This window comes from Paenibacillus lacisediminis, from assembly GCF_046567315.2.
Genome location: NZ_JBKIAX020000004.1, coordinates 411,057 through 422,961, shown reverse-complemented (window position 1 = coordinate 422,961; position 11,905 = coordinate 411,057). Strand labels below are relative to the sequence as shown.

Genomic DNA, 11,905 nt, shown 5'->3' with positions numbered 1-11,905 from the left:
GCAATTGAATCATGCAGACAGCGCGCCGATCGCCCCTGTCGGGAGCAGCAAGCGCCGCGCCGATCTCCCCCGGTCGGTCGCTGCAACCGCCCGCTGCTGCCGCTGTCAGCCCACGTATTTGGTGAGCGAAATCAGCGCCGTCATCGTCACGATGTTCAACAAGGTGGAGATAAGCACGGATTGCGAGGCGAAATCGGGCTCATTGTCGTATTCCTCGGCCAGAATCGTGCTGTTCACGCCGGTCGGCATGCCGGAGGCGAGCAGCAGCGCCTGGGCGGGGATGCCTTTCAGCCCCAGCAGCAGAATTAAACCGAAGCCGACCGCCGGGCCAATCAGCAAGCGAAGAGCTACGCTGATATAGACATCGAAACGGTCAAGCCGCAGCGGGTATTTGATGATTTGCGCTCCAAGCGTCAGCAGCGCGATGGCGACCATGGAGTCGGCGATATATCCCATCGGCTTCGAGACAAAGTCCGGCAAAGGAAGATCCAGAATATGCAAAGCCATGCCCAGCACGAGGGCGTAAGGGACAGGCATTTTCAAAAATCCGATCAGGGCGGCTTTCAGGGTCCCGCCGGATTTGGCCCGCTGTACGGACATTACGCCGTAGGTAAAGGTGACCAGGCTTTGAAACGTCATCACCAACGCCTGCACCGAAACGGCGAGCGGATCGCCCTTGAACGCCAATTGATTGATCGGCAGCCCGTAGTTCCCGGAGTTGTCGAGGATGAGGCTGTTCGTAAACGCGGCCCGCATCCCGCGGCTGAACTTCAGGGTGCGGCTCGTCAGCATGCTTATACCCCATAACAGCAGTACATACAATACGTAGAAACCGGTGACGCTGCCGAGCAGCTCCGCGGACATTTGGGATTGGTACATGCTTAGAAACACCACCGCCGGGGTGATGAAATAAAAATTGATTTTGGACAATGTGTATAAATCGAGCCGGAACGCACGCTGCATCAGGCAGCCCAGCCCGATCAGCACAAAAATGGGGAGGACGACCTCCAGTATAATATCACCGATCATCGTGATGTTCTTCACTTCTTTCAGTAAGAGATGTATTCTAGTAAAAAGGCAACCGATTGTTATTATATCATGCTCCATGGTTTCGAAGGCGATCGGATTTGAAGGCTTACGAGGAGTAGGCAAGCGGAAAGGATGATGCTCACATGGATAACCCTCATGAGCAGAAGAAGCGGATTTTAAGGGATGTGGAACGGATTACCGCTTTGGAAATGAAGTTGACGGTGTTCAACAACGAGCGGTCGTTATCGCATCTTGAAACGAAACTGACGGCGGCCCGAATGGGCGGCGCAACCCTGCTGATGGACCGCCAGTCGCCCCAGTCGAGTTATTATAACCGTGTCATCGGATTCGGACCGGCCGATGTGGAACAGTTGCCGGACATCCTGCGGTATTACGGGGCGGAAAATATCGTGCCCTGCTTTGATATAACCCCGGACAAGCAAAACAGCGCAGTCGCGGGGGCTTTAGCGTCGCAGCGGTTTGTTCCGAGGCTGCAGCTCGTTTTTCTCAAGCAGGAACTGGAATCCGGAGCGGACTTCGCCCTTCCCCGGGTATCCATTCGCCGGGTCGCTACACCGGAGGAGGCAAAGCGGTTTATCGCGCTGATCGGCCGCTCGAATGGGGGCGGAGTCGAACTGGACGAGCACGGGATTGAGCGGAAATGCCGCTACTTTTGCCGGGATGACTTTCAAAATTTTGTGGCCTATGTGGATGAGGAACCGGCGGCGATGGGCTCTTTGTTTATTCGCGGCGATGAAGGGTATGTGGCCAATGATTTTACGTTTCCGGATTTCCGGGGGCAAGGCTTGCAAACGGCGCTGATCCGGCACCGTCTTCAGGTTGCTGAAGCGCTCAGCTTAAAAACGGTTTACACTGACGTGGAATTCGGTACGGCCAGTCATCAAAACATGCTGAAAGCCGGTTTTGAACAGGTGTATATGAACACGTTTTGGATGAAGTCGGTGATTGAGGAGTAATGGTCTGAGTGTGATGTTTGTCTCATCCTCCCGCGAAAATCCTTGCTACAATTCGGGTTAAAGGATGGCAGGGAGGTGAGCTTGGATGGCGGTATGGAAATGCGAAGCTTGCGGGGAAACGAAGGAAGGACGCTGCAAACCGCAGAAATGCCCTAAATGCGAAGCGAAAGGCCAATTCGTCAAAGCGGACGCCCAGTAATCTCTAAAACATCATAGAAATGTTGGACAGGCCCTGTTTACGTTTCCGGATGAATGCCGGCCGCGTAAGCAGGGCCTATTTGCCTCTCATGCGATGCGGATACCTGATCAGCAGTTGGCCGAGCACTTCGGACAGCACCAGCCCGATGGCGATCGAGCCTGAGATCAGAAAAGCCTGGGCGGCCAACTGGACAGCGAGGTTGTACTCGTTCTCCACGAATTTGCGCATGGCGTCATAGGCCAGGCCGCCGGGGACGAGCGGGATGATTCCCGCGACGCTGAAGATGATGACGGGCTTTTTATAATATCTGGCAAACAGGAGGCTGATCACGCCGACGATAAACGTGGCCGTGACGGTGGCGAAAATGGCGTCCGCCCTCTGCTCAAGCAGCACATAGGCGGCCCAGCCGATCATGCCGGAAATGCCGCATTGAAGCAGCGTACGCTTAGGAGCGTTAAACAAAATGCCGAAGGCCGCAGAAGCGATAAAGCTGGTAAATAGTTGAACGATAAGACCGATGACAGAGTTCATAACGTCCACAGATCTCCTTTAAGTCATTAAAACAACGTAAACATCACCGCGATGCCCGCACCGATGGCGAAGGCGGTAAGAAAAGCCTCGGCCCCGCGGGACAAGCCGGATACGAGATGACCGGCCATTAAATCCCGGACCGCGTTTGTGATCAGCAGACCGGGGACAAGCGGCATGACGGAGCCGATGATGATTTTGTCGAGCTCGCGGCCCAAGCCAAGCGTCACGAGGAGCGCCGCCAGCAATCCGATCAGCAGCGAGGCCGTGAATTCAGCAAAAAATTTAACTTTGACCAGGCGGTGAAAAAGGAGGAAAGCCGCAAATCCGGCGCCTCCGCACAGTACCCCGGGAATGAAATCGGGCAGCCCTCCCCGGAACATCAAGGTGAAGCAGCCGCTGGAAAGCGCGGCAGCCGCGATTTGCAGCGCCACCGGGTAGGCGTTTGTGCCAACCTCGATTTCCAGGAGCCGGGCGCGGGCCTCGGCACAGGTCAGCGCTCCGCCGGCCAGCTTTCGCGATACATCATTGACATCGGCGACCTTTTGCAGATCGGTCGTGCGCTCGACGATCCGGATCAACTTGGCCGATTCCGTTTCACCGGATTGAAAAACGATTCCCGTCGGCGTTACATAGCTATGCGATCTAGGCAGTCCCAGTGCGCTGGCCATCCGGTTCATCGTATCTTCCACGCGATAGGTCTCCGCGCCGCTTTGCAGCATGATCTTTCCTGCCAAGAGGCATACCTGGACAGGCTCCTGCGGTAAATCCGCAGCCTCGTTCATATCCGCACCCTCATTCAGATCCGCGGCCCCATTCATCCCTTTTCACCCTCTCATTGATCTCAGAGCCATTATAACACGCAGGCCATCAAGCCGGAACACGGAGCATCAATGTCGAATTATGACGAAATATAGGAGGAGAGATGATCTTTTTCATCTATTTCTGTGCTATGCTAGCATTATGAACCATCGTTTTGCCTGCACTTCCTTCAGAGAGGTACGTTCATGATGCTGCACACTTTACTTGCCAACTTTGCTTTGCTTACGGCTTTTATATATTTCGGCTATATGACTCGAAGCAGGTTTTTGTCCAAACAACAAAACACGCCGTGGACCCGCATGTTGCTCGGATTGATGCTGGGGTTGTTCGGCGTCGTTTTGATGTATTATAACTTTCCGATAGGAACGCAAACGGTTGCCGATTTCCGGCAGCTGCCTATTCTGATCGCCGTTTACGCGGGAGGAGGGATCAGCGGCGGCATTTCCACGCTGATTATTGCGGTGTACCGCCTGTTTTTTTTGCATGGGTTTAGTTCCCATTCTATCGTCGGCGCCGCTAATGTGCTGATTACGCTGTTGATAGCCTTGCTTTTTCTCCGCGTCCGAAAGCTTTCGCTAAAAAGCTGGATGCCGGCCTTGCTGTTATCCGCCGCGAATACTATGGTTATCTTTTTGCTGGTGTTAAACATAAATTCATGGGTTGAAATAGTAACATATACGCTATTATTTATTGTCGCAGGGTTGTTTACGTATTCTATGCTTCAGCATTTACGGGAAGCGAACGAGTCCCTGAAAATGATGAGGGAGGCCGCTACTCGCGATTATTTAACCAGTCTGCACAACTCGCGGGCGTTTGAGGCCATGATGGCGCAAAAAATCACCTCCTCCAACCGAAACGGGACGCCTTTCACCCTGTTGTTTGTCGACATTGATTTTTTCAAACAGGTCAACGACAGCTATGGCCATCCGGCGGGTGACGCCATTTTATTGCAATTCGCCGATGTGCTTCGGGATACGTTCCGGCCGGGCGATCATATTTTTCGCAAGGGTGGCGAAGAGTTCGTCATCCTCGTCGACCAGTGCGATGCGAAGCAGATCGAAAAGATCGGCGAACGGCTGCGCCAAAACGTGGCGTCGCATCTGTTTCTCCTGCCGGGTGGCGGGGAGCTCAAGCTAACGATCTCCGCCGGCAGCGCAACGTACCCGGACGTTCATCAGGAAGAGCTGATCAGCAAAGCGGACCAGGCGCTGTATGAGGCGAAAAAAACGGGCCGCAACCGGCTGTGCCGGGCGATCTAACTAATCATGCGGCGCATTATCGGCACTGTCATTGGATATATCCAATAGAATTGGAAATTAGGTGGAAAATACAACGATTAGATTGGATATTTTCCAATAGATGACACTCAGCAGGGGGCCAAACGCATGATTAGAGAGAAATCTATTGGAATTTTTCCAACGAGGGTTCAATATGACGTGCGATTTCCGTCAATCTATTGGATTTTTTCCAATCAAAACTGCTCTCCCCAGCTAAGGCGTGGTTCTGCACATCAAAGAACTGCCGGAGCAAACTGTTCCGGCGGTTCTTCTTGGACCTTATGAGGCGGCCAATGGCAACGGCGCGCTATTCCTCATCCCCATCGTACCCGTTTAACAAATCGGTGCCGTGCATGGCGTTCGGATCGGGCGAAACCGGATCGACCGGGCTGTCCTTCTGGATGGCGTCGGCGTCAGGCACGTCGGGCAGCTCCCCGAACAGCAGGTCGGGGGGGTTGGTGATATTGCTTTGGTCGTCTTCGTCCGCATTTTCGCTGATGCCCTGGGCTACACGCGTATCGTGGTGCAGCAGATCATCGTCGGGAATATCATTTTCCGGGCGGTTCTCAGCTAACAGTCCGTATCTTTCATATACAAAATCCGCTGCGGTTTTGTCGTCGGTTGGATTCATGGACAAGTCCCTCCTTTTTAATTCGCGATTATTTTGAAGTTTGCCCCAAAATCCGGTGTTCCTCTCGCTTTTATGGCAACTTTCACTTGAAAAATTTGGAACTTATTTTTGCTTTAAATGAGAACATATGTTTGGTATACTAAGGTTAACGAAATGGTAAAAATGAATGGCATAAATGAGGATCAACCTAGAAATCGGTGCCTTGATAGCCGGCTACTGGAACAACCGACTGTAGGCTGACCGTCAGCCTACAGAATAGCGGCACTTTATGTGCTTATTATCCGGATCCAGGATGTTCATGCTCATTAGTGGAATTTTATGTACTTATTTTCCTATGAATGGTCCGGAATGCGGGTATTTCCTTGTGATTCGAGAAAATAGCGACATAGATGTCCTTTATTTTCTCAAATGAACGGAGATCGCTGGAATAACGCCATTTCTTGCCCTTATGTTTTTCGCAGGAGATTAATCAAGGAGGGAAGGGTATGCCCGAAACCCGGTATGAACATATTCAGACGAAAGCGACGTTAAACCGTGTCAAGGAGGAAGCGATGCCTTTCGAATGGTCGATCAATCCGTACCGCGGCTGCGGCCATGGTTGCAGCTTCTGTTATGCCAGGGCGTTCCAGACGTTTCTCGGGAGAAGCGCGGAGGACGAATTCCAATATCATATCTCGGTCAAGGAAAATGCGGCGGAGGCGCTGGAGCGGCAGCTGTCGGGTTTGGCCCGAAAGTTCGCATACGACATTGAGGCCGTTAGCCGGCATGTCGGGCAGGTGGCGATCGGCACGGCCACCGACCCGTATCAGCCCGTCGAAGCTAAAGAGCAGATCACCCGGGAATGCCTGAAAGTGTTGGCCAAATACCGGATTCATACCAGTGTGACGACACGTTCTCCGCTGGTGATGCGGGACCTCGACATTTTGCGCAAAATCCCCGGCGTTTCGGTGAACATCAGCGTCAATACGCTCGATGCCGAGCTGATCCGCAAGCTGGAGCCGGCCTCGCCCCATCCCGGCAAGCGTCTCGCTACCGTGAAATACTTGGCGGAGCACGGTATTCCCGTCGGCATATTCGCCGCCCCGGTTCTTCCGTTTTTGACCGATTCGGAGGAAGGCTTGGACAACCTGCTCCGGTCGGCCAAGGAGCACGGCGCCGGCTTTGCCATGATTTCATTGCTTAGGCTATCGCCGGACGTGAAAGCCTGGTATTTCCGGACGCTGCAGCAGCATGCTCCCCAGCTAGTGCCCCGCTACCGGGCGCTTTATGCCGGAGCTTATGCGGAGCAATGGTACACGGACCGCTTTAAGAAGATGGCACGCGCTCTTTTGGCCAAACACGGATTAGGCGGTACGGAAACTCCCGGGGCCCAGGCTTCATCCGGCACTGGCACGGAGGCTCCGGCCTGGCAGTCGGGGGCCGTCCCGCAGCCAGCCTGCACTGTATCCGAGCGGGAAATTACCCCGGAGGTGGAGCAACTTTCTTTTCCGTTTTAAGTCAGCGAAGCTTTTAGGTGCTATTATTTTTACAAGGAGACATTCCTGAGGAAAAATTGAAGGAGGTCATCAGCATGGACCAATTGGTAAAACGTGCCGACCAGAAACTTTCGTTTTTAAGTGCAGACGAGGAAGTTCGCCGGATGGCTGAATTGCGTGAAAAAGGGATTGCCGATCAAATCGCAAGAGAAGAACTTGCCGAAGAAAGAGGCAGAACATTAGGAAAAGTTGAAACAGCTAAGAATTTGCTGAAGATAGGTCTTCCCATTGAACAAATATCGGCTGTAACAGGGTTGCCAATAAATGAACTTGTAAAATTGCTTGATCAATAATTTCCATGCCCTATCCGTTATGAATATTCGGCCAGACCCTTACCGCAGGTGCCGCCTGCGGTTTTTCGCATTGCAGCGATTGCTCCTATAGTTCACGGCATTAATTCCTTGTTCCAAGGTATCCATTAAACGCCGACTTCTAAGTTGAGCCCCAAATTTGGTTCAACCTAATCATCAGTGCTTGACAGTCAAGCCGGAAATAGACCGTGGCCTGGAGCGAGACTCGCTATCCGGCGGCTTTGCACGATTATCCCGTTTGATCATGTGACTTGGCTTTCTGAACCAAGGGGATAATCGTGCAAAGTGGTTTGGAGAGACCCCCCATCTCCGTCATCATTTATTTTGTCAAGCACTGATTTTGGTCTTGAGCCCAAAATTTTTCTTTCAGTTTTTTTATAACTATTCATAGCTAAAACTTCATATAAACGTTAAAATATCTGTGGTGCAAAAAACTTAAAAAATTTTCTCTACATTTCCATATTATTGGAGGTTTTGATAGGGATTGTAGCGAAATGTATTAGGTAGCTCGTTTTATATTAAGTGCAGAGGTGCTGTAATGAAGTCTTGGATCAAAGGCGTGGCTGTTTTTTTCGTGCTGCTTCTGGCGGCTTTTTGTGTTTTTCTATTTAAAGGTCCAAGCGGCCCGGGTTCGGACGTTACCCAAATCGATCACTGGCAAATCACCTGGACAGACCGGTTGGATCCACAGATAAGCAAGGAGAAGCTTGAGGCCCTGGATGGCTGGATTGATGTGAAGGCTGACGGAGAGATTCCGGAAAAATCGAAACCGGGGATGTCGCAGTGGATCAAGATACAGCTTCCAGAAGTAACCGATAATTCTCAGGTTATGTTTATCGAAAAAATAAATGCTAGGCACATTGTAGTTAATATGGATGGAGCTCAAGTCTACGAATCGCGGCGACAATTCAATTACAGTATCAACAATGTCGTGATTCCGATCACTGCGGAAAATTCCAAGCAAACGGTTTATATTGGAGTATCATCGAAGACCTACAAAATTGGTCTTTTCGCTCCAATCAAAATCGGCGATTATCAGGGATTGATGAAAAAAATTGTCAGAGACAACATACCAGATTTAGTTTTGGGCAGCACGCTTGTATTTATCGCCGCAATTATGCTCATCTGCTCGCTTTTTTTGAAATATGTAAACATCCCGATGTGGTTTTCGCTATGTGCGGTCATTTTTTCCGGTGGGCTGCTCGTGCTCACATATACATCGTTTGTATTTTGGTTGTTCGACTATACGATAGCGGGTAGATTGTTGATGGTATTGTTTGACTTAGGGTTGTTTACTTTGCTTCCTTCGCTTACCTATTTTTTTGAACAAGTATTCGGTCCCGGATACTATGCTCTGATTCGGCGGTCGCGAAAATTTCTGGTCGCGTATTCTATGCTTTGTTTCCTTGTGCTAATTCTCAATGAGATATCGGACAATCTATTTTACACACTCTATACGGTGGTTACTGTTCAACTCATGGGATTAATCATGATTGCCCAGTTTCTTATTCTGGCCAGCAACTTAACGATCAATGTCATCAAGGGGAACAAAGAGGCGGTCATTTTATTGGCCGGATTTTTGATTTTCGCGTTGCTCTGTGTCAGCGAACTGGTTGGGTTTTACTTTAGCGCAGGGTATTATACATTGTTTTTATGGAAATTGGGAGTCATCTGCTTCCTTGGGTCATTGATCATTATTTTAAGTAGAAGATTTGCTGCAAACCATGAGCAAGTGGTGGAGTACTCAAAAAAGTTGGAGATGTTTAACAATGAACTGCAGCGTTCGGAGAAGATGGAAATTATCAGTGAACTGGCCGCTTCCGTAGCCCATGAGGTTCGCAACCCGCTGCAAGTTACTCGCGGATTTCTGCAACTGCTGGCCGAAAAGCAGCAAAACTCCGATAAAGTTTATTTAAACATGGCTTTGGAGGAATTGGACCGGGCATCGGGGATTATTACGGACTTCCTGACTTTTGCCAAGCCTGAAGCCGGAAAGGTAACGGCCCTGAATGTGCTTGATGAATTTGTCCATATCGAAGGAATATTAATTCCGCTCGCCAATCTTCAGGGAGGCAAAATCTCCGTTCATATTCCCAAGAATCTCTTCGTTCGGGGAAACTCCTCAAAATTCAAGCAGGCGTTCATCAATATTATTAAAAATAGTATAGAAGCGCTTAATGGCGAAGGCGAGATTCTAATTTGGGGTTATGAAGAAGAGGATAACATCGTGATTCATATTAAGGACAACGGGGAAGGGATGGACAAAGAGGTGCTAGCCCGGCTAGGAGAACCTTATTTCTCCAATAAAACCAAAGGCACCGGGTTGGGTCTAATGGTTACATTCCGGATTATAGAAATAATGAACGGTGAAATTCACTTTACCAGCGAAAAAGGGGCAGGGACGGAAGTCGTTATCCGGTTTCCCTCCGTAAATCAAGAGAAACAATCTGCAGGATAAACGCTTTTCGATCCCTGCCCGTTTGGCGTTAACCGGTTGGCGATGTTGAGTCTGGCTTATTTTGAAGTTAGTGCCACGCTGCGTTTGGTTTTATCACGTTATTCACCATATTCGCCGGGTTTGGCGGCAGCACCACGTAAAATTCGTCAGATTTTTCTTCGACGGTTTTAATTTTGATGTGATCCGGGAGAATTACGCCGAGCGCCTCCTGAATAGCGACTTTTGGATCGGCGAGCAGCTTCGCTTTAAAGTTGGGGTCTTGCCATGCTTTCTCAATAACTTGCGATTGAAGGAGAGCTCCTGTTGTCATAAGATCACCCTTTCGTAAAAAAATAGGTTAATATTTCCTCATTACTATACCATGGAACTCGACAAAGTGCTAGCTAAGTGTCTTATTTTTCGACAGCCAATACTCCAATCCGCCACGAATCAACAAATTCCGCTGTTCCCGGAGATCTTGCGCCCCTTGCTTGAGGCTTTGCCGGAGATGTTCGTGAAACTCCTGCAAATGCGCAAGATCAGGGGCGGAGGCGGCCAGAGCGGCGGCGTTATGATCCGTCCGTTCCGCATAGGTGAACAGAATGTCCCGCACGTACAGAGCCTCTCTGATCTCCTCCGGAGTTGGCCGACGGTCTTTCGGGATTTGCAGCTCCCGCTGGATGGCGGAGATCAGGCAATTGTAGCTGCCTTCCCTTATATCCTTCTCCCAATCCTCCCAATCGTCCAGCATTTGCAGCGTGACCAACACCGTGTCCACCGCCGCTTCAAAAGCGGGAATCCGTGCTTCCCGCCCGCTCAGCAGCAGCGTCCCCGCTACGGATAGTTTGACCGGGGCGGCCTTGTGAGCCACCCGTACCGGGTCCTCCTGAAAAAAATCGCTCCCGTTCTCAAACGCGACCGCTTCGGCCCACTCCGCCGCGTATTTACGGTAATAACCCCAGAATGGAGAAGCGGCGGGAAAATAGCCGCCGTAAAGTTGCAAAAATTCGAATTGAAGCAAATTTGCCAGCGGCAGCTTTCGTTTATCCTTGTCCTCCGGATCGTCCATCACTTCGTCGATCAAATGGTAATACATCATGACGAAAATCATCGCCACAGTAAAGCGCCGGCTGTCCTCCGGTTTGGTGCCGGCGGCCTCCTGCAGCCAAAACGGCAGCAGGTAGCATATGTAATTTTGGGAACCGTCCCTTTTTATTGCGTGAAACCTGTCAAGGTAGGCGACAGCTTGTCCCCGGAAGGTTTCTGGCATTCCCGACAAAATCTCTTCCGCGTCGCTGAAAGCCATCTCCAGCTCTTTTTCAAAACTAGTAAACCAGATCAAGGATACGACCTCCCCTATAAATAGGAAACATATAAACATTATATAATGACAAGCCGTGCTTGTTCCAATTAGCCAGAGACAGCGCCTGTCCCCCGCGGAACAAAAAAAGAGACCGTATGCCTGCGCATACGGTCTTCAAATTTCATTGAATTTTTTCCGGTTCGGGATATTCCTTCCCAAGTGTGTCCACCATGACTTTTTTCATCACCGGAGGATTCTTCGGCTTGTCCTCCGCCTCACGCGGCAGGTTCACGATTTCATTCACAACGTCCATTCCCTCGATGACTTTGCCGAAGGCAGCATAGTTGCCGTCAAGGTGTGGGGCATCCGCAACCGTGATGAAGAACTGGGAGCCGGCCGAATCAGGATCTTCCAAACGGGCCATGGACAGCACCCCGGTTGTATGCTTAAGATTGTTCTCTGCGCCGTTTGAGTTGAATTCGCCCTTAATGCTGTAGCCCGGACCGTCGGTACCGATGTCGTTCGGGTCGCCGCCCTGGATCATGAAGTCCGGAATGACGCGGTGGAAGGTGGTTCCGTCATAAAAACCGCTTTTCACCAGCGAAATAAAGTTGTTCACGGTATTCGGAGCCACCTCCGGGTACAGCTCGAGCTTGAACTTCTTGCCGCTGTCCATTTCGATGGTTACGATGGGATGCGAGGCGGCTCCGCTCATATCCACATTTCCGGTTGTGTCTGCAGGTTTCGCACCGCATCCGGCCACTGCGATTAGAAGCAGAGAAAACAAGCTCAGCAGCAGCGGACGCTGCATCATTTTTTTCATCATAACTATGGCCTCCGGTTCGATTAAGCTGAG

13 protein-coding genes are annotated in these 11,905 nt (G+C 50.7%); 6 read left to right on the top strand and 7 right to left on the bottom strand.

Annotated features, from left to right (window positions below; all coding sequences use genetic code 11):
- Window positions 1–105 precede the first annotated feature (105 nt).
- Window positions 106–1,029 (bottom strand): AEC family transporter, encoded by a 924-nt coding sequence (locus ACLD72_RS10740; RefSeq protein WP_410997416.1) that lies wholly within the window; start codon window positions 1,027–1,029, stop codon window positions 106–108.
- Window positions 1,030–1,172: 143 nt separating this feature from the next.
- Between ACLD72_RS10740 and ACLD72_RS10735 the strand changes: the two genes are divergently transcribed.
- Window positions 1,173–2,006, top strand: a complete 834-nt coding sequence (locus ACLD72_RS10735; protein WP_410997146.1) for a GNAT family N-acetyltransferase — start codon at window positions 1,173–1,175, stop codon at window positions 2,004–2,006.
- An 85-nt stretch (window positions 2,007–2,091) separates the two neighbouring features.
- Complete coding sequence (locus ACLD72_RS10730) at window positions 2,092–2,205, top strand: RCKP-type rubredoxin-like domain-containing protein (protein WP_128632030.1); 114 nt, start codon at window positions 2,092–2,094, stop codon at window positions 2,203–2,205.
- A 75-nt stretch (window positions 2,206–2,280) separates the two neighbouring features.
- Here ACLD72_RS10730 and ACLD72_RS10725 read toward each other — a convergent pair whose 3' ends face one another.
- Together ACLD72_RS10725 and ACLD72_RS10720 are read right to left on the bottom strand one after the other, a co-directional pair.
- On the bottom strand, window positions 2,281–2,736 hold the full coding sequence (locus ACLD72_RS10725; protein WP_251590586.1) for a threonine/serine exporter family protein: 456 nt from the start codon (window positions 2,734–2,736) through the stop codon (window positions 2,281–2,283).
- Window positions 2,737–2,762: 26 nt separating this feature from the next.
- Window positions 2,763–3,518: a threonine/serine exporter family protein gene (locus ACLD72_RS10720; protein ID WP_410997148.1), complete on the bottom strand. Its 756-nt coding sequence runs from the start codon at window positions 3,516–3,518 to the stop codon at window positions 2,763–2,765.
- A gap of 225 nt (window positions 3,519–3,743) precedes the next feature.
- On the opposite strand from ACLD72_RS10720, the gene ACLD72_RS10715 reads away from it, so the two are divergent.
- A complete protein-coding gene (locus ACLD72_RS10715) occupies window positions 3,744–4,814 on the top strand; it encodes a GGDEF domain-containing protein (RefSeq protein ID WP_458475747.1) in 1,071 nt (356 codons plus the stop codon).
- Between the two features lie 325 nt (window positions 4,815–5,139).
- Here ACLD72_RS10715 and ACLD72_RS10710 read toward each other — a convergent pair whose 3' ends face one another.
- Window positions 5,140–5,463 carry a hypothetical protein gene (locus tag ACLD72_RS10710; protein WP_410997152.1) on the bottom strand — a complete coding sequence of 108 codons (324 nt, stop codon included), beginning with the start codon at window positions 5,461–5,463 and terminating at the stop codon, window positions 5,140–5,142.
- A gap of 485 nt (window positions 5,464–5,948) precedes the next feature.
- On the opposite strand from ACLD72_RS10710, the gene ACLD72_RS10705 reads away from it, so the two are divergent.
- From ACLD72_RS10705 to ACLD72_RS10695, 3 genes are all read left to right on the top strand, one after another.
- Complete coding sequence (locus tag ACLD72_RS10705; protein ID WP_410997154.1) at window positions 5,949–6,959, top strand: SPL family radical SAM protein; 1,011 nt, start codon at window positions 5,949–5,951, stop codon at window positions 6,957–6,959.
- Between the two features lie 74 nt (window positions 6,960–7,033).
- Window positions 7,034–7,291 (top strand): hypothetical protein, encoded by a 258-nt coding sequence (locus tag ACLD72_RS10700; RefSeq protein WP_410997156.1) that lies wholly within the window; start codon window positions 7,034–7,036, stop codon window positions 7,289–7,291.
- A 556-nt stretch (window positions 7,292–7,847) separates the two neighbouring features.
- On the top strand, window positions 7,848–9,767 hold the full coding sequence (locus ACLD72_RS10695) for an ATP-binding protein (RefSeq protein ID WP_410997158.1): 1,920 nt from the start codon (window positions 7,848–7,850) through the stop codon (window positions 9,765–9,767).
- Between the two features lie 67 nt (window positions 9,768–9,834).
- On the opposite strand, the gene ACLD72_RS10690 is transcribed toward ACLD72_RS10695, so the two are convergent.
- The 3 genes from ACLD72_RS10690 to ACLD72_RS10680 all read right to left on the bottom strand — a co-directional run bounded on the left by ACLD72_RS10690 (window position 9,835) and on the right by ACLD72_RS10680 (window position 11,875).
- Window positions 9,835–10,077: an NHLP leader peptide family RiPP precursor gene (locus tag ACLD72_RS10690; RefSeq protein ID WP_410997160.1), complete on the bottom strand. Its 243-nt coding sequence runs from the start codon at window positions 10,075–10,077 to the stop codon at window positions 9,835–9,837.
- A gap of 69 nt (window positions 10,078–10,146) precedes the next feature.
- On the bottom strand, window positions 10,147–11,088 hold the full coding sequence (locus ACLD72_RS10685) for a hypothetical protein (protein WP_410997162.1): 942 nt from the start codon (window positions 11,086–11,088) through the stop codon (window positions 10,147–10,149).
- A gap of 142 nt (window positions 11,089–11,230) precedes the next feature.
- The gene (locus ACLD72_RS10680) at window positions 11,231–11,875 is read right to left on the bottom strand and encodes a peptidylprolyl isomerase (protein ID WP_410997164.1); all 645 of its coding nucleotides are present in this window, start codon (window positions 11,873–11,875) and stop codon (window positions 11,231–11,233) included.
- Window positions 11,876–11,905: the final 30 nt, after the last annotated feature.